Source organism: Isoptericola sediminis (assembly GCF_013085345.1).
In the GTDB taxonomy this organism is placed as follows: Bacteria; Actinomycetota; Actinomycetes; order Actinomycetales; family Cellulomonadaceae; genus Isoptericola; species Isoptericola sediminis.
Genome location: NZ_JABFAJ010000008.1, coordinates 36,224 through 51,647, shown reverse-complemented (window position 1 = coordinate 51,647; position 15,424 = coordinate 36,224). Strand labels below are relative to the sequence as shown.

Genomic DNA, 15,424 nt, shown 5'->3' with positions numbered 1-15,424 from the left:
CGGGCACCCGGGGTTTCGCGCGCCGTCCGGCGATCTGGCAAGGTGTGGTCGTGGCAGACTCCGATCCCATGACCTCCGCGCCGGACCGACCCGAGGACCCGGGCCGTCCGTCCGACGACGTCGTGGGACGACCGCACGGCGACGACGACGCCGTCCGCGCCGCCACCCCGCCGGCGCACGCCGCCGCGTCCGGGGACGCCCCGCGCAGCCGGAGCCTCGGGTTGCTGCGCGAGACCGCCATCATCGTGGTCTCCGCGCTGGTGCTGTCGTGGCTGATCAAGACCTTCCTCGTGCAGGCCTTCTACATCCCGAGCTCGTCGATGGAGGACACGCTCCAGGTCGGGGACCGGGTCATGGTCTCGCGACTCGTCCCGGGTCCGCTGGACGTCAACCGGGGCGACATCGTCGTCTTCCAGGACCCCGGCGGCTGGCTCCCGCCCTTCGAGGAGCCGGACCGCGGCCCGGTCGGCAACGCGGTCCGGGACGCCGCCACCTTCGTCGGGCTGCTCCCGCAGGACGCGGGGGACCACCTCATCAAGCGCGTCGTCGGCACCCCGGGGGACACCGTGGCGTGCTGCGACGACCAGGGCCGCGTGACGGTCAACGGCGTCGCCGTCGACGAGGGCGAGTACCTCGCCGCCGGGGCGGTGCCGAGCCAGACGGACTTCGAGCACGAGGTCCCCGCGGACATGCTGTTCGTCATGGGCGACAACCGGCAGAACTCGCAGGACTCCCGCTACAACACCGGGAAACCCGGTGGCGGGTTCGTCCCGCTGGACAACGTGGTCGGGAACGCGTGGGTCATCATGTGGCCCTTCGAGGACGCCCGCCTGCTGCGCAACCCCTCCGACGTCTTCGCCGACGTGCCCGCGCCCGAGGGTGCCGCTCCATGACCACCCGGCCCGGGCGGCGCAGTCCGACGCTGCGCGCCGAGCGAGCACTGCTGGCCGACGGCGCCCGCCTCGTCGGCGGCATGGACGAGGTCGGCCGGGGCGCCCTGGCCGGACCCGTCAGCGTCGGCCTGGTGGTGGTCGACGCCGGCACCCGGACCGCGCCGCGCGGGCTGACCGACTCCAAGCTGCTCGCCCCGAAGGTCCGCGAGGCGATGGTCGACCCGCTGCGCCGGTGGGCCGTGGCCTGGGCCGTGGGGCACGCGGGCCCCGCCGAGATCGACGCGCACGGCATCGTGGCGGCGCTGCGGCTCGCCGGGCGCCGGGCGCTGGCGCAGATCCGTCGCACGCACGGCGACGTCGACGTCGTCCTCCTCGACGGGTCGCACGACTGGCTCAGCCCGCCGGGTGCGGATCTCTTCGAGGCCGCCGACCTCGACCCCGGCGGCGCGCTCGACGCCCCGGAGCCCGGGGTACGGACCATGGTCAAGGCGGACCTGCAGTGCTCCTCGGTGGCCGCGGCCAGCGTGCTGGCGAAGGTCGAGCGGGACGGCCTGCTCAGCCGGCTGGCCGCCCAGTACCCCCACTACGCCTGGGAGCAGAACAAGGGCTACTCGGCCCCCGCGCACCTGGACGGGCTGCGACGCCGGGGGCCGACGCCCCAGCACCGGCGGTCGTGGAACCTGCGGGTGCTCGACGACACGCCCGCCCTCGAGCGGGAGGGGTCGGGTGACCCGCCGGTGTCGGCGGACCTCGTCACGCTGGAGGCCGCCGCGGCCTCCGAGGAGGCAGTCCCGCGCTACCGGGTGGGATGATGACCCGGTGAGCGCTGAGGACCTCGAGAACTACGAGAACGACGCCGAGCTGGCCCTCTACCGCGAGTACCGGGACGTGGTGGGTCTCTTCTCGTACGTGGTGGAGACCGAACGACGCTTCTACCTCGCCAACCAGGTCGACCTGCAGGTGCGGTCCGCCGCGGGCGAGGTGTACTTCGAGCTCCGGCTGAACGACGCCTGGGTCTGGGACGTCTACCGGTCGGCGCGGTTCGTGAAGTCGGTCCGGGTGGTGACGTTCAAGGACGTCAACGTCGAGGAGCTCGCCAAGGCCGAGATCGCGCTCTAGGGACCTCCCCGCGACATCGCGTCGGGCACGGCCGTCCACAGCCACGCCCTCGGGCCGGTTGTGCACAGCTGAGGTCGGTACGCCTCGGCTCGCCGCCCGCGGCGGAGCAGGCTCGGTCGCGGAGGTGGTTCCGTGCGAGCCAAGGATGCCGTCGGACGGCACGGCGAACGGGTGGCGGCCCGCTACCTGACCGCCCGCGGGTACGAGGTCCTCGACCGCAACTGGCGGGGGACCGGCGGCGAGCTGGACCTCGTCGTGCGTCACGAGGGCGTCGTGGTGGTCGTCGAGGTCAAGACACGACGGGGGACCGGCTACGGCTATCCCGCGGAGGCCGTGACCCCCGACAAGCTGCGGCGGATCCGTCGACTGACCGGCGAGTGGCTGCGGACGCACCCGGGAGGGTGGCGCGAGGTCCGGGTCGACGTCGTCGGCGTGCTCCTCCCACCGTCCGGGGCCGCCCAGGTGGAGCACCTGCGAGGGGTGCTCTGATGGGGTACGCGACGACCACGGGGGTCGCGCTGACGGGTATGGAGGGCCACGTCGTGGACGTCCAGGCCCAGCTCGCCCGCTCGCTGCCCGGTTTCACGCTCGTCGGGCTGCCGGACACCGCGCTGGCCGAGTCGCGGGACCGCGTCCGCGCCGCCGTGCTCTCGGCCGGCATCGAGTGGCCCCAGCGGAAGATCACCGTCAACCTCTCGCCCGCCTCGTTGCGCAAGTCGGGCTCCGGCTTCGACCTCGCGATCGCGGTGGCCGTCCTCGCCGGCCACGGGGTGGTGCCGGCCGCCCGCGTCGCGCGGGTGCTGCACCTGGCCGAGCTGGGGCTGGACGGTCGCCTCCAGCCCGTGCGCGGGGTGCTTCCGGCGGTCGCGGCCGCCGTCGCCGCCGGGCTGCGGGACGTCGTCGTCGCGGCCGGGGACGCGGCCGAGGCCGCGCTCGTCCCCGGGGCGCGCGTCCACGGAGCGGCACACCTCGGCGACGTCGTGCTCCGCCACGGTGGCCGCCTGCGTCACCACCGCACCGTCGAGCCCGTGGTCCCCGTGCGGTCGGTGGCGCCGCCGAGGGCCGATCAGGACCTCGCCGACGTCGTCGGCCAGGTCGAGGCGCGCACCGCGCTGGAGATCGCCGCGGCCGGCGGCCACCACCTGGCCATGGTCGGCCCGCCCGGCGCGGGCAAGACGATGCTTGCCGCCCGGCTGCCGGGCATCCTGCCCGACCTCACCGAGGCGGAGGCCGTCGAGGTCACGGGCGTGCACTCGGTGGCCGGCACGTTCGACCCCGGCGGCGGGCTGGTGCGGCGTCCGCCCTTCGAGGACCCGCACCACACGGCCACGCCCGCGGCCATCGCCGGTGGCGGGGCCGGTGTGGCCCGCCCGGGAGCCGTGTCCCGGGCGCATCGGGGTGTGCTCTTCCTCGACGAGGCCTGTCAAGTTGTCTGACACCATGGGTCCTGAATCGATGGACAGGACCCACAGGGAGGGTACGAGCGTGGCAAGGGTTCTTGGCGTTGTGCGGCTGAGCAGGGACCGGGAGGAATCGACCTCGCCGGCGAGGCAGCGGGAGTCCATCGAGCAGTGGGCCCAGCGACTCGGCCACGAGGTTGTCGGATGGGCTGAAGACCTGGATGTCTCCGGTGCGGTTGCCCCCTGGAAGCGTGACGAGCTGGGCCAGTGGCTACCGGCCACGATGGGGCGTGAGGCGTCGGAGCCCGAGGAGGAGATCGCTTGGAACCGGTCGCGGGCGAATGAGTGGGACATCATTTGCTCCTGGAAGCTGGACCGGATCAGCCGCCGCGCGCTCCACACGTCCCAGCTCCACGAGTGGTGCAAGGAGAATGGCAAGCAGATCGCCAGCGTCGAGGACGGCTACGACCTGACTACGCCGATCGGTGAGTTCCTGTTCAACATCCTTGCGTCGTTCGGGCAAATGGAACTGGAGACCATCAAGTTCCGGGCCAAGGCTTCCTTCAACGAGCTCGTCAGGCAGGGGCGCTGGCGCGGCGGCTGGTTGCCGTACGGCTACCGCGCCGAACCTGCCGATGACGGGCAGGGCTACAGGCTCGTGGTGGACGACGACGGGATGAACACGGCTGCAACCCTGCGGGACATCGTCGCCCGCGTGATCGACGGCGAGAGCGTCAACAGGGTGTGCGCTTCACTCAACGAGCAGGGAGTCCCCGCACCGATGGATGCGCAGCGCATCCGTGAGGGGAACGAGTCCAAGGGGGCGCTCTGGCGGGTCGGCAACCTCACCAAGATGCTGCGCTCACATACGTTGCTGGGCTGGACGGAGGTAGGGGAGAAGGTCAAGGGCGACGACGGCAAGGTGAGGCGCACGACTCGGCTCGTGCGTGGAGACGACGGCCTGCCGTTGCAGCGTGCCGAACCGGTCATCGATCGCGAGACGTTCGAGAAGCTGCAAGCCGTGATCGACGAGCGGAAGAAGCCGGCAGGTGCGGCGGCGAAGCGTGCGGACCGGTCGATGCTGTTGGGCGTCGCGTACTGCCTGTGCGGGACCCCGCTCTACGCCTACACGGGCGGTAGGGGGAAGCGGTACTACCGGTGCGGCCGGAAGGCCATCGCTGGGGCGCGGTGCGAGTACGAGACCAAGAGTGTCCGCCGCGATCGTCTTGACGGCTGGGTTGAGCAGGCCCTACTCGGCACCGTTGGCGACGTCGAAGTCATGCAGCGGACCTATCGGCCGGGAGTGGACCACTCGACTGAGATTGCCGACGTGCTTCGGGCCCTCGACGAGCTCGAAGACGATCGACAGGCTGGGTTGTACGCGACTGCTCGGACACGCGACCGTTTCCGCGCGCAGCACAAGGCGTTGTCAGCGAGGCTCGACGCACTCGAACAACTTCCCAGCGAGCCGAGCGGCTGGGACGAGACGCCAACGGGCAGAACGTACCGGGAGATGTGGGAGTCGCTGACTACGCCACAGGACAAGAACACGGCGTTGCGCGACCTTGGGGTGAGGGCGATCCTGCACCCCAGCTCGCTGGGTGGCCTGTCGTTCGAGCAGATGGCACCGGCCGATGGCCGCGAGTACTACACCGGCAACTATGGGCGCGTCGAGATTCGGACACCGGCCAAGATGCGCGAGGCCGCGAGACACACCGTGGAGGCCGCTGAGAGCGCCTGAGCCTTGCCCTCGTGCCCCTCCAGCGGACCAACGTCTCCACGGCGCTCACAACGCCATGCAGGGCCCCGAGTTGAGCAACGACCCTTGGCGTCGTTCTAGCTCGTCGCCTCGTGAGCCGTGACGTGGGCAAGGCTGATCCCCATGGGGCTACCGGTCTGCCGGAGCCATGCCCTGTCCCACTTCTGGTGGTGGGGTCGGCACAGGGGCATGTAGAGGTCAGGGTCGTCGGAGTAGGGCTTGCCGTCGTCCTTCGCTCCGTTTGATTGCACGAGGGGATCGAGGAGTCCGTGGCGGTAGGCCCAGTCGCTCGCGAAGCGGGTGCAGGAGCTGACGGCGCACTCGTGCTCGCTTGCACGTCCTCGGGCCGCCACGAGGCGGTGATGAACGGTGCCGTACGCGGGTACCTCAACGAGGCGGGGGTCGGGGTGCCTGGCAGGGCTGGTACACGTCTGGACAGAGCTGCTGGCGACGTTGTTGATGCGCATGGTCCGGAGGTTGCCGCAGTCGCATCGGAACCGGCCCTCGGCGCCGCCCCTGCTGGAAGGCAGTCGTTCGAGGAGTACGAGGGAGCCGAACCTGTCTCCGGGCTTGTACTTCCACCTGCCCGGCCGGGTCGTGGGGGCGGGCAGGGTGCAGTCATCGCAGTGGCGGGGGAGCCGCCCGCGCTGTCCGGAGCGGTCGATGGTCGAGCCGCACGACTCGCAGGTGCCGATGCGGATCGTGAAGTCGGTGCCCGTTCGCCAGCGGGACAGGGCCCTGTTGTGTGCGCGGGTGCAGGTGGTGCGGTTGAAGGACGCTTCCTCGGGCAGAGGTGTCCCGCACCAGAGGCAGAGATAGCCGGCCTCGCGGTCACGTTCGGCATGTCGTGCCTGTTCAGGTGAGAACTCTCGCAGGAGCATGTGTGCTCGCTTTCTGTCGTGTCGTGGGCGCGGGCACACGGAAGCCCCACCACTCGCTTCCCCTCGGTGGTGGGGCCTTGCCGTGCTACCCGTCAGCCCTTCGGCGGATAGGGGTCCTTGCCGTAGGTGTTCCGGTCGTGAATTCGACCGTCGTCCTTGCGGTGCTTGATCCACTCGCTGCCGGTGTTGCGAGCGAGGTCCTGTCCTCGGCTGCTCGCGTCGTCCGCCCGATCGTGAGAGCTGGAGGGCCGGTCATTGCCCTCGCGCCTGTTGACCCACTTCTCTCGGTCGGCGTCCCACGAGGTGTGCACATCACCCTTGGCCATAGCTCGTCTCCTCTCGTTGAGCAGGCCCGTGTGGCCCGCATCACAACAGAGAACTACATGGGTGTGTTTCATCTTCCCGATCGAACGTCTGTTCGCTCAGGGCGAACGCAAGCCGTCAGCGGTACATCGCGTTGTTCGCGCTGGGCTCGTTGACCTCGAAGACCAGACGCGGATAGGTCGGGATGTCGGCGTGGGTCACGTCGGGCTTGAGCATCGAGGACTTGACGTCGTTGTGGGGGAACTTGGCGGAGACAGTCAACCCACTGATCCGGTCGGTCTCGCCGGAGTCGCCGAAGGTGCTCGTCGAGATGCCAGCCTCGTTCAGGACCTCGGTCACCGTGGCGGTGTCCAGGCCCTTGACGTAGGCCAGGTCATGGCGGTGCAGGGTGATGTCGATCTGGGCGGTCAGGGAGGAGTGGGTGGACTTCGGGCCACCCCATCCGCGTGTGGCGCCCGCTCGCTGGACGACGTACGCGACCGGTGTGGAGCCCTTCTTGGCCGGTGCGGGCACCCTCTCGACGCGCTTCACCGGGAAGCCGAGGGCGGACGTCAGGGTGTCGGCCACGGAGTCCGCGACCACGGGGCGGAACGGTGCGGACTTCCTGAGCCTGTACTGCGACATCAGGGCGCCGTACTGCTGGAGTGCCGCGAACTCGACCCCGGCGGCAGCAGCGGCGAGGTCAGCAGGGGTCACATTCGGGTCGCTGGCTGCGATCCGGCCGCGTACCTCGTGGACCAGCTCGCGAGCCTCGTCGACGACGTCCTGGAGCTCGTTGACGCGCTCCTCGGCATCGGCAAGTCGGATGCCGTGGTCGATGAACGGGTCCGGCTCGGTGGCGGTGGTCTGTTTGGTGTTCGTCATCGGTGATGTCTCCTTGTTGATGCTGTCTTCAGTGGCCACGACGGGATCGGCGGACCGAGGCGACGATGTCGGCCTCGGTGTCGGACCCGATGTCGCTCTCGACGCCGAAGGTGTCCTCGGTGTCGTTGGTGGTGTCGTCGGGGATGTCGGAGGTGTTCTGCATGACGCGTTCGATGCGCTCGTGATGGAGTGTCAAAGTCCCAGCTCCTTCCTGATGCGCAGGTACTCGGATTGGCCGGCGTCGCGGTCTGCCGCGAGTTGATGAACCTGTTCTGTAGTGATGCGCTCCTTGTCCGGTCTCGTGCCGTACTTCTCGACGAACTCGTGAAAGCACGTCGAGCACATCGAGCGGACTCCGGTGATGATCTGTCGTGCCGCGACGTTGAAGGTCTGGCCGCAGCTGCACTCGACGAGGAGCCGGAGCTGGTCCCGGCGCTTGAGGTGCGGTGCCACGAACGTCTCCTGCACGACGAGGCGACCGAACTCCAGGCCGACGACGTCGATGTGCCGGACGCGGTTCACGATCGCTGCCGTTGACATCACGACCACCCCTTTCGTTCCAGGTACAGGCGCCTCTCATGGGCTCTGTGCGCCGCGTGGAGCTCGCGGGCTTGCCGTGCCCGCTCGACGTGGTGGCGGGCCGCAGGAGCGGCCTGCAGGGGCTTCTCTCCGATGGAGAAGGCGTCGGGCATCGCGTCGATCTGATAGCCGGGCAGGAAGGCCCACGGCGCTCCGAGGTCCCGGCTCATCGGTTTCCCTCGTAGGTCTTCGCGAACGCTTCGACCTCGCGCCGGTCATAGACCACGGCGTTCTTGATCTTCACCGAATGCGGTCGATCCTCGCGCCGGTCGGACCTCCAGTTCCTGAGGGTCTGTACTTGGACTCCGATGATGCGAGCTGCTTCGACGGGACCGATCTGGTCGATATTCTTGAGCGCAGACATTTGCATTCTCCTTCCGTGTCGTGAGGAGGAGAAAACCTCCTACTATATATACGAAATGAGAAGCGCATTTTGCACCCTGCAGGAAATGTTGCGTCCGTCACATACAAGAAATGGGTCTCCACCCGGATTGGCCGGCCGATCTTCGCGCCGGCGACGCGAGCAGCGGCGCTGGTGGTCAGCCGGTCAGTCTCTGTGGGCCGGCCGTTGGCCGGCCACGCCTGTGGCAGCGGCGCTGGTGGTCAGCCGGTCAGTCTCTGTGGGCCGGCCGTGGGCCGGCCGTTGGCCGGCCACGCCTGTGGCAGCGGCGTTGACCTCGCCAGTCTCGTGAGCTCTGGGCTGGGACTGGCGTCAGCTCGCCGGTGCACGATGGTGGAGAGGGCGAAGAATCTCTGACCTGCGGATACGCTCCTGAACAGCGACAGGTTCTGACTGCATTCCAGCCGGAACGGAGTCATCCAGTGACTTCGTTTGCGGTGGCGCGGGGCTGCTTGCACTCGGTCACAGGGGCGTTCCGCGCGCCCTGCTCGCACCCGACCGGGCGCAGGCACCGGCGCCCCGACGCCGGCAGGAGGAGTCCCTGGTCGACGAGGGCGTTCACGGTGCGGTCGAGCGTCCGGGCGTTGACCGGCGACAGCTCGCCCGTGCGAGGGTTCACGACCTCCAGGACGCGGAGAAGCTCGCCCTTGTCGAAGTGTGCGTGGCCCGTGCGCTCCAGCCGGAGACGTGCCCACGCGAGCACGCGGTGCTCCAGGCCGGCGTTCAGGTTGGTGGCCAGGTCCTCATCCCATTGGCCGATCATCTTGACGTAGTTCACGCGGCGACCCTCCGCTTCCCCTTGACGCGCAGGGGGCGGCGGGCCTCGATCTTCTCGATGGGATGCCTGTCCCCGCTGATGCCGGAGCGCTCGTCCCCCGTGCGTAGGGGCTCGGGAACCTCGGTGTCGTCGTCCGAGGCCTCGGCGTCCGGGTTCGGGATGGCCAATCGATAGGTCCTGGTGCTGAGCTGCTGGAGGAACCCTCGTTCGACGAGTTCTCGCACGCCGGAGCTGTTCGGCAGGGTGCCCGTGCCATCGAGGGCATCCAGGGACCGGAGAACCAGTTCTCGCGCCCCCGATCCATCACGGTTGAGTTCGGCGAATCGGAGGATGCTGCGGTACGCACGGGCGACGTCCGGGGTCAGGGTGCTGGTGTTGTTCGTCAATCCTTCTCACTCGGGCCGCTGTCGCGCGGCGTAACGGAGGGGCTGTTCGCCCCGTTCGTGTACCTGCTCCCTTCCTCGTGCTGGGCGATGCTCACTCTATGGACGGACCCCCACACGGCGGCCCTGCCCCGCAGTGGCGCAAGTCGCATCGCCGGAGTCCAGGCGTCCGGGGCCTGAGCAAGCAGCGACGACCTCGGCCGCGCACGGGTCGCAGTTCATCGCGACCAGGTAGGCCGCGTGCCGCGTCATGAGGACGTCGGACTGCTCCGGGCCACGCGCCCCAGAAACCTTACGGGCGCCCGTAAAGTTGCTGGTCACAGGCACGTCCTGGCTGCTAGCGCTGATCTTCGCTCGCTCGATCGCCTGCTCGAAGTCCTGCCACGTCGTTAGCCGAGCAGCGGCATGAGGTCACGGCCGTACCAGAGCTCGATGCCGTGCTTGTCGACCTGCCCGATGCATCGAGGACACCCTTGGCAGCCGATGTCGACCGCGTCGCCTACCTTGCCGACGTGCTGGGTGAGCGGCCGCTGACCCTCGACCGTGACGAGCGTCGCGAGGTTGTGGCGATGCCGGCCGGGGAGGGCATGAGCACGCGAGTCATCGCGCCGATAGCCGGCGTGAGGTCGGAATGGACGATCCGTGCGGACCTGGCCGCGTCGCATGTGCGTGACCATCTCGCACCTGGCCAGCTCGCCGAGACGGGCGGCCTCGACGGCAAGACCTACACGGCGCGATAGCGCCAGCATCGACCTCACAGAGCTCCTGGAGGGGCAACTCTGGTCAGGTTGAATGGGGTTACTGCTATTCGTCTCAGCGAGTTTGTAGCCGTGGCGCACCCTGAGGCGGTAACACGGGACGGTAGGAAAGGAGCAAGAGAGGGGTCGTGGCCCCACGCCTTGGGGGATATCAAAGTGGGTTCCGCATTTACCACGGGGGGTTCGAGACGCCGAGATGCGCAGCCATGCCCTCGCCTGTCGCACCGGTAATTCTCCGCACGAATCGAATGCAGTTCTTGGCATCAATCAACCTGAGGTTGAAGTCATCCGACGATGGCGCGCCTGAGTGCTTTATTGCGTCGAGTACCGATACGGCAGGCAGCTTGTCGTGGCCATGCGCAATAGCGTGCCGAACCTTTAACCACTCATCGAGGCGCCTACCTACGATATCTGGACTGATCCTTGCCCCCTTGGACCCAAGCCAGGTCCAGTGCGGGCGAGGATCAAATCCGGCCCCGACCATAAGTTTGCGGGTGTTCTGCCAGTTCGGCGTCGCGAAGTCGCCGACCGCTTTCCTTGTAGGGCCGGTCAAGACTCCCCAGGCAGCAGAATCAATCGGCCCGCCAGGCCGAGGCTCGGACATGTCAATGCACGCAATCGTCAAGTCTTGTACCACAGCCTGCCATGTCGCCATCGACATCACGATCACCGCACGATTGAGTGAGATCTCCTCGTGGCGTCGACCGCGCTTCAATCCTCCGGATTTGCGGTGGACGGATACTAGATTATCGCAATGCTTGATGGCCTTGTGGTAGTTCGAGCATGCTTCTTTTAGGTTCACGCTTACCCCGACCTCCTGACGACAGTCGCCGTCGTGTTAGCCCGTGGGAACAGTTGAACTGACGATACTCACTCGGCCGTGACGCCGCGCGGGGCGGGCGGGTGAAGTCTGCCCCGCGATGCTGCTCCCGTTCCGTCCTTGGGGCGAGGTGCAGGCGTTTGGTCGTGGCGTCGACGTCTCACGTACACTGTGCCCGCCCAAGATGGATTAGGAGAATCATGACGGCAGAGTCTTCAAAGAATGAGAATGACGTTGGTTCGAGCGTGACTTCGTTCTACGGAGATTCGCTCAGTCATCAGGCGCATGTTGATGAAACTGCTGGTGTCGGGGTTGTGGTGCGGCCGGGTGCGGCGACTCGCGATGCGTGGGATCTAGGGGGTGGACTTCTCCCGGACAGTCACCGATCCACTCGGGAGGAGGATCTGAGTCGATTGATGGCGAAGCTTGCGGAACTGGGCATCTATATTTCCCCCGATCGTCCTGTGCTTGGTCACGTCGTCGACCTGCACGGCCATCGAGACGCCGATGAGCTGATCCTGGTGTGTCGACCCGATGTTGATCATGACGACGACCAGACGCGTGCTCGTGTCGAAAGGATTGTCTTGGGGATTCAACGCGATCGAGCGTCTTGATGCTCTGTGACACCCGGAGGAAATCCCCGGGGGCATCGTGTAGGGGATCGTCGGTAGCCGAGGGGTGCGGTTGTCATCCGCCATCGCTAGGGTTGGCGTTATGAATGCAGACGTGACTGTGACCTATGCCGCCGAAACCGCATCGGAGCGTGTGCGGGAAGAGGGCAAGGCTCGACGGCAAGGTGTGGCCGCGATCGGAGACCGTGTCGCGAGGGCGACTGGGGCGGGCGTGGTCGTCGAGAACACCGGGGGAGACGTGATGGTCGCCACCGTCGACCGGAACGATGGTGCCGTGATCGCTCTAACGGCGGAGGGTGCGTCCATGTTCGGCAGCCGGCGTGCGTGGGAGGACGGCTCTGACCCCCTCGCGGTTCGGGACGGTGGCCCGGAGGAGGTTGTTGCGACTGCCATCGAGTGGTTGACCGGGTCCAGGTGAGCCAGCGGGTCTAGGCGTCCTACCTGGCGTGCCACGTGGGGTCGTGTCGGACCTCTCCAGTAGAGTCTGGCGTCATGCGATCCGTAGAGCTCTTTGCCGGTGCCGGTGGACTCGCCCTCGGGTGCGAGTTAGCGGGATTCGAGCCCGCCGCCGTCGTCGAGTGGGACCGCTGGGCATGCGACACAGTGCGCGAGAACCGAGCGACCGGTCACCCCCTGGTGCAGGGCTGGGAAGTGATGGAGGGCGACGTCCGCGCTGTCGACTGGTCGGGCGTCAGGGACGTGGATCTCGTGGCGGGCGGGCCGCCGTGCCAGCCGTTTAGTATGGGCGGTAAGTCGCGCGCGCACGACGACCAGCGCGATATGTTCCCAGCCACAGCCGAAGTGATCGCCACGCTTCGACCGAAGGCGTTTCTTATCGAGAACGTCAAGGGACTTACGCGTTCCGCTTTCGCCAATTACTTCCAGTACATTCTCTTGCGCATGGAAATGCCGGAGATGATTGCTCGCGACGGTGAGTCTTGGTTCGAGCACCTCCAGCGACTCCAGGCGGAGCACACTGGCGAGTACGACGGTCTCAAGTACAAGGTCGCCTCGACGGTAGTCAATGCTGCGGACTACGGCGTCCCTCAGCAGCGGCACCGGGTGTTCATTGTCGGGTTCCGCGACGACATGAAGGCAGACTGGAAGTTCCCGAGCGCAACGCACTCCTACGATGCACTCCTCTACGATCAGTGGGTCACAGGGGCGTACTGGGACCGCCACCAGATCCCCACTTCCAAGCGGCCTGATCCTCCGGCGCGGTCGGCGCGTAAGATTGCCGAGTTGAAGACCGCCGAGCGCTCTACGCTCCTTATGCCTTGGCGCACCGTGAGGGACGCGATCGCAGACCTACCTGAGCCCGGTGCGAATGGTACTCGTGGCTACCTGAACCACAGGCACCAGCCCGGGGCGCGCTCGTACGCTGGCCACACCGGAAGCCCGCTTGACATGCCTTCCAAGGCCCTCAAGGCTGGCGGCCACGGCGTTCCGGGGGGCGAGAACATGCTGGTCCGCTTGGACGGGTCCCTTCGCTACTACTCCATCCGCGAGGCAGCGCGAATCCAGACGTTCCCGGACCGCTACGAGTTACATGGGGCTTGGGGCGAGGCCATGCGCCAGCTCGGCAATGCCGTACCGGTTCTCCTGGCGGAGAAGGTGGCGAGTAGTGTTGCCGAGCATATCGTCCTCGCCGAAGGTCACAAGATTGCCGCGAATGTTCGACGCGATGCGGAGCGTGTCGCATGACAACAAATGATCCGCACCCGTTCAATCCGTTGGCAATCGATAATCTGGCCGAATCAATTGTCACTCGCCTGGTCCTTTCAGATGCCGTACCCCTGGCGAAGGTTGGAACTTTTCAGGGTGCAGGGTGCTATGCGATCTACTATACGGGTGACAATCTGCCGCACCCCGCTTACGTCGATCTCGCGGCGCTCAATACCCCTGACGGGCTCCTGCACCCGATGTATGTAGGAAAAGCCATCCCTAAGGGCGGCCGCAAAGGGGTAGACATAAAGGTGGCTGGCACGAAGGCGCTTTCTTCGCGACTGGGTCAACACCGGAAGAGTGTCGAGGCGGCAACAAACCTTTCTATCGATGACTTCTATGCTCGCTGGCTGGTGCTCGACGACGTTTGGATTCCGCTAGGGGAATCCTTGCTGATCTCTCGTTATCGCCCGGTGTGGAATGCGCTGGTCGACGGCTTTGGGAAGAATCCGCCGGGCAAGGAGCGCGCAACGGGCATTCGTTCGCGGTGGGACACCATCCACCCGGGCAGGGCGTGGTCTCTGGGGGAGACGGATCGCAAGGAGTCGGCGGCCGACATCGAGCAGGAGATTGCAGAGTTCTTGAGATCGAGACTCGGTGGCGTTCCCCAAGCGACCCCCTGACGAGGCATGCTGTAATCATGAGTCAGGAGCAGGTGTCACGGCGAGTCGATCCCGTCGTCAGCGCTCGCATGGCTCAGGTGCGGTCACGCGACACCAAGCCCGAGCTCGCTCTGCGGCGTGAGCTTCACCGGCGGGGGCGTCGGTACTTCGTGGACCGGGCCGTACTTCCGGGCCGTCGTCGTCCAGACCTCGTCTTCCCCCGCGCTCGACTTGTCGTCTTCGTCGATGGCTGCTTCTGGCACTCATGCCCCGAGCACCTTCGAGCGCCCCGCACCAACTCTGACTGGTGGGCAGAGAAGCTTCGGGGGAACGTTGAGCGTGATAGGCGTAGCGATGCCGACCTTGCTGCTGCTGGGTGGACCGTGCTTCGAGTTTGGGAGCACGAGGCGCCGCAGGACGCGGCGGATCGCGTGGATTCGGTGCTGCTGTCGGCCTGACCTCGCATTACGCAGGACGCATCAGCCCAGCGGCTTGCATGTCCCGGAGAGCAGTCTTCACCAGGGTGGTGGACATGCCCACCGACTCGGCGATGTCGGCAAGCCGTGCGCCCCCGCGCCTCATCTCCATGATCGTGACGAGGTTGTCGCGGGTGCGCTTGGACTGGGGGTGGTCGCTGGCGAGTGTCCCGAGTAGGTCGAGTTCGTCGGCCTCTACGTCGGACTGCTCGTGGAGTAGAACGACGTTGTTCGGGGAGTCAATGCCGTCCCCGTTGGCTAGGCGAGCGCGAGCCTGCGGCGAGGCCACGATCAGGCCCGCCAGGTTCTCCAGGGCCGCGAGAGCTGCGACCGGTGCGAGTGCGACGACGACGGTCCCGACGACTGGCTGAGCGAGCTCGGGGACGCCAAGGGAGTGTGCGGCGTTTCCGAGCAGCGACACTGTGGTGAAGAAGGTCAGGAGGAACCAGGAGAACCGTGCCGACTGTCCCCGGGCTCGTCGGACGAGAGCGGACAGGCTGTAGACGATCAGGGCGACGTCGAGCATCACCGGTACGGCGGGCGCGAGGTAGGCGGGGACACTGGCCCAACTGGAGACGTCGACGAGTGCATTGAAGGACAGCGCGAACGAAGCGAGGAATACGAGTCCGGTGCCGGCGGCGATGGTCAGCAGGACGGGCCGGGAGTCGGGGTTGATGCGGGTGTGGCTCACTGATCGTGGCTCCGGGGCGTGTTGAAGATCGCGTCGTGGAACATGTCGACCCAGGTGGCGGCAGTCGACACGGTGAGCTCGGCCAGGATCTGAGCGAGGACCTTCTCGATCTTCTCGTCGTCGCTGTCGGCCAGCAGGCGCTTGTAGGCCACGGTGGCGCGGCGCACGGCCCGGTCGGAGGCCTCCCGCGCGACGTCGGGGGAGATGCTCCCAGTGGTCAGGCCGGCGAAGGTGATGGTCTTGTTCGCCTCGGCCATGACCTCGGCGAGGTGGAGGTAGGCGGTCTCGGCCTCGGGAGAGTGCTGCTGGGTTTGGGGGATGCTCATCTTGTTCTCCTTGG

21 protein-coding genes and 1 pseudogene are annotated in these 15,424 nt (G+C 67.1%); 12 read left to right on the top strand and 10 right to left on the bottom strand.

Annotation, left to right across the window (positions count from 1 at the left end; genetic code table 11):
• The first annotated feature begins 50 nt into the window (after nucleotides 1-50).
• The 6 genes and pseudogenes from lepB (at nucleotide 51) to HLI28_RS04475 (ending at nucleotide 5,153) form a co-directional block, all read left to right on the top strand.
• Nucleotides 51-893, top strand: coding sequence for a signal peptidase I (gene lepB, locus HLI28_RS04500; RefSeq protein WP_343035660.1), 843 nt, complete (start codon nucleotides 51-53; stop codon nucleotides 891-893).
• A complete protein-coding gene (locus tag HLI28_RS04495) occupies nucleotides 890-1,705 on the top strand; it encodes a ribonuclease HII (protein WP_171246319.1) in 816 nt (271 codons plus the stop codon). The genes lepB and HLI28_RS04495 overlap by 4 nt, the downstream gene beginning before the upstream one ends.
• A 7-nt stretch (nucleotides 1,706-1,712) precedes the next feature.
• Nucleotides 1,713-2,012: a DUF2469 domain-containing protein gene (locus tag HLI28_RS04490; protein WP_171246318.1), complete on the top strand. Its 300-nt coding sequence runs from the start codon at nucleotides 1,713-1,715 to the stop codon at nucleotides 2,010-2,012.
• Between the two features lie 132 nt (nucleotides 2,013-2,144).
• Nucleotides 2,145-2,501, top strand: a complete 357-nt coding sequence (locus tag HLI28_RS04485; protein ID WP_171246317.1) for a YraN family protein — start codon at nucleotides 2,145-2,147, stop codon at nucleotides 2,499-2,501.
• A pseudogene (locus HLI28_RS04480) lies at nucleotides 2,501-3,433 on the top strand (ATP-binding protein); the annotation flags it as partial. The gene HLI28_RS04485 and the pseudogene HLI28_RS04480, both read left to right, overlap by 1 nt.
• Nucleotides 3,434-3,467: 34 nt before the next feature.
• The gene (locus HLI28_RS04475; RefSeq protein WP_171246315.1) at nucleotides 3,468-5,153 is read left to right on the top strand and encodes a recombinase family protein; all 1,686 of its coding nucleotides are present in this window, start codon (nucleotides 3,468-3,470) and stop codon (nucleotides 5,151-5,153) included.
• Nucleotides 5,154-5,248: 95 nt separating this feature from the next.
• Here the strand turns inward: HLI28_RS04475 and HLI28_RS04470 are convergent, their stop codons facing one another.
• From HLI28_RS04470 to HLI28_RS04435, 8 genes are all read right to left on the bottom strand, one after another.
• Nucleotides 5,249-6,052: a hypothetical protein gene (locus tag HLI28_RS04470; protein ID WP_171246314.1), complete on the bottom strand. Its 804-nt coding sequence runs from the start codon at nucleotides 6,050-6,052 to the stop codon at nucleotides 5,249-5,251.
• A 92-nt stretch (nucleotides 6,053-6,144) separates the two neighbouring features.
• Nucleotides 6,145-6,378, bottom strand: a complete 234-nt coding sequence (locus HLI28_RS04465; protein ID WP_171246313.1) for a DUF2188 domain-containing protein — start codon at nucleotides 6,376-6,378, stop codon at nucleotides 6,145-6,147.
• A gap of 115 nt (nucleotides 6,379-6,493) precedes the next feature.
• Complete coding sequence (locus tag HLI28_RS04460) at nucleotides 6,494-7,240, bottom strand: hypothetical protein (RefSeq protein ID WP_171246312.1); 747 nt, start codon at nucleotides 7,238-7,240, stop codon at nucleotides 6,494-6,496.
• Between the two features lie 28 nt (nucleotides 7,241-7,268).
• Nucleotides 7,269-7,436 carry a hypothetical protein gene (locus HLI28_RS04455; RefSeq protein ID WP_171246311.1) on the bottom strand — a complete coding sequence of 56 codons (168 nt, stop codon included), beginning with the start codon at nucleotides 7,434-7,436 and terminating at the stop codon, nucleotides 7,269-7,271.
• Nucleotides 7,433-7,780, bottom strand: a complete 348-nt coding sequence (locus tag HLI28_RS04450; protein ID WP_171246310.1) for a hypothetical protein — start codon at nucleotides 7,778-7,780, stop codon at nucleotides 7,433-7,435. The genes HLI28_RS04455 and HLI28_RS04450 overlap by 4 nt, the downstream gene beginning before the upstream one ends.
• Before the next feature lie 205 nt (nucleotides 7,781-7,985).
• Nucleotides 7,986-8,183 carry a hypothetical protein gene (locus tag HLI28_RS04445; RefSeq protein WP_171246309.1) on the bottom strand — a complete coding sequence of 66 codons (198 nt, stop codon included), beginning with the start codon at nucleotides 8,181-8,183 and terminating at the stop codon, nucleotides 7,986-7,988.
• 451 nt (nucleotides 8,184-8,634) lie between these two features.
• Nucleotides 8,635-8,997 (bottom strand): hypothetical protein, encoded by a 363-nt coding sequence (locus HLI28_RS04440; protein WP_171246308.1) that lies wholly within the window; start codon nucleotides 8,995-8,997, stop codon nucleotides 8,635-8,637.
• The gene (locus HLI28_RS04435) at nucleotides 8,994-9,383 is read right to left on the bottom strand and encodes a hypothetical protein (protein WP_171246307.1); all 390 of its coding nucleotides are present in this window, start codon (nucleotides 9,381-9,383) and stop codon (nucleotides 8,994-8,996) included. Before HLI28_RS04435 ends, HLI28_RS04440 begins: the two co-directional genes overlap by 4 nt.
• 434 nt (nucleotides 9,384-9,817) lie before the next feature.
• Between HLI28_RS04435 and HLI28_RS04430 the strand changes: the two genes are divergently transcribed.
• The 6 genes from HLI28_RS04430 to HLI28_RS04405 all read left to right on the top strand — a co-directional run bounded on the left by HLI28_RS04430 (nucleotide 9,818) and on the right by HLI28_RS04405 (nucleotide 14,375).
• The gene (locus tag HLI28_RS04430) at nucleotides 9,818-10,120 is read left to right on the top strand and encodes a hypothetical protein (protein WP_171246306.1); all 303 of its coding nucleotides are present in this window, start codon (nucleotides 9,818-9,820) and stop codon (nucleotides 10,118-10,120) included.
• A gap of 1,038 nt (nucleotides 10,121-11,158) precedes the next feature.
• Nucleotides 11,159-11,572: a hypothetical protein gene (locus HLI28_RS04425; RefSeq protein WP_171246305.1), complete on the top strand. Its 414-nt coding sequence runs from the start codon at nucleotides 11,159-11,161 to the stop codon at nucleotides 11,570-11,572.
• Between the two features lie 100 nt (nucleotides 11,573-11,672).
• The gene (locus tag HLI28_RS04420) at nucleotides 11,673-12,008 is read left to right on the top strand and encodes a hypothetical protein (RefSeq protein WP_171246304.1); all 336 of its coding nucleotides are present in this window, start codon (nucleotides 11,673-11,675) and stop codon (nucleotides 12,006-12,008) included.
• 74 nt (nucleotides 12,009-12,082) lie between these two features.
• Nucleotides 12,083-13,294 (top strand): DNA cytosine methyltransferase, encoded by a 1,212-nt coding sequence (locus tag HLI28_RS04415; protein WP_171246303.1) that lies wholly within the window; start codon nucleotides 12,083-12,085, stop codon nucleotides 13,292-13,294.
• Entirely contained in the window at nucleotides 13,291-13,938 is a 648-nt protein-coding gene (locus HLI28_RS04410) for an Eco29kI family restriction endonuclease (RefSeq protein WP_171246302.1), read from the top strand. The genes HLI28_RS04415 and HLI28_RS04410 overlap by 4 nt, the downstream gene beginning before the upstream one ends.
• 17 nt (nucleotides 13,939-13,955) lie before the next feature.
• Nucleotides 13,956-14,375 (top strand): DNA mismatch endonuclease Vsr, encoded by a 420-nt coding sequence (locus HLI28_RS04405; protein ID WP_171246301.1) that lies wholly within the window; start codon nucleotides 13,956-13,958, stop codon nucleotides 14,373-14,375.
• A 7-nt stretch (nucleotides 14,376-14,382) separates the two neighbouring features.
• Here HLI28_RS04405 and HLI28_RS04400 read toward each other — a convergent pair whose 3' ends face one another.
• Nucleotides 14,383-15,084, bottom strand: coding sequence for a DUF2637 domain-containing protein (locus tag HLI28_RS04400; protein ID WP_171246300.1), 702 nt, complete (start codon nucleotides 15,082-15,084; stop codon nucleotides 14,383-14,385).
• On the bottom strand, nucleotides 15,081-15,410 hold the full coding sequence (locus HLI28_RS04395) for a hypothetical protein (protein WP_171246299.1): 330 nt from the start codon (nucleotides 15,408-15,410) through the stop codon (nucleotides 15,081-15,083). The genes HLI28_RS04400 and HLI28_RS04395 overlap by 4 nt, the downstream gene beginning before the upstream one ends.
• Nucleotides 15,411-15,424 lie beyond the last annotated feature (14 nt).

Excerpts from the sequence above, each read along its gene's own strand:
- HLI28_RS04425 (WP_171246305.1), top strand. The coding sequence starts at position 11,159 with ATGACGGCAGAGTCTTCAAAGAATGAGAATGACGTTGGTTCGAGCGTG.
- HLI28_RS04405 (WP_171246301.1), top strand. The coding sequence starts at position 13,956 with ATGAGTCAGGAGCAGGTGTCACGGCGAGTCGATCCCGTCGTCAGCGCT.
- HLI28_RS04465 (WP_171246313.1), bottom strand. The coding sequence starts at position 6,378 with ATGGCCAAGGGTGATGTGCACACCTCGTGGGACGCCGACCGAGAGAAG.
- HLI28_RS04495 (WP_171246319.1), top strand. The coding sequence starts at position 890 with ATGACCACCCGGCCCGGGCGGCGCAGTCCGACGCTGCGCGCCGAGCGA.
- HLI28_RS04410 (WP_171246302.1), top strand. The coding sequence starts at position 13,291 with ATGACAACAAATGATCCGCACCCGTTCAATCCGTTGGCAATCGATAAT.
- HLI28_RS04475 (WP_171246315.1), top strand. The coding sequence starts at position 3,468 with ATGGACAGGACCCACAGGGAGGGTACGAGCGTGGCAAGGGTTCTTGGC.
- HLI28_RS04470 (WP_171246314.1), bottom strand. The coding sequence starts at position 6,052 with ATGCTCCTGCGAGAGTTCTCACCTGAACAGGCACGACATGCCGAACGT.
- HLI28_RS04450 (WP_171246310.1), bottom strand. The coding sequence starts at position 7,780 with ATGTCAACGGCAGCGATCGTGAACCGCGTCCGGCACATCGACGTCGTC.
- HLI28_RS04460 (WP_171246312.1), bottom strand. The coding sequence starts at position 7,240 with ATGACGAACACCAAACAGACCACCGCCACCGAGCCGGACCCGTTCATC.
- HLI28_RS04415 (WP_171246303.1), top strand. The coding sequence starts at position 12,083 with ATGCGATCCGTAGAGCTCTTTGCCGGTGCCGGTGGACTCGCCCTCGGG.
- HLI28_RS04445 (WP_171246309.1), bottom strand. The coding sequence starts at position 8,183 with ATGTCTGCGCTCAAGAATATCGACCAGATCGGTCCCGTCGAAGCAGCT.
- HLI28_RS04395 (WP_171246299.1), bottom strand. The coding sequence starts at position 15,410 with ATGAGCATCCCCCAAACCCAGCAGCACTCTCCCGAGGCCGAGACCGCC.
- HLI28_RS04420 (WP_171246304.1), top strand. The coding sequence starts at position 11,673 with ATGAATGCAGACGTGACTGTGACCTATGCCGCCGAAACCGCATCGGAG.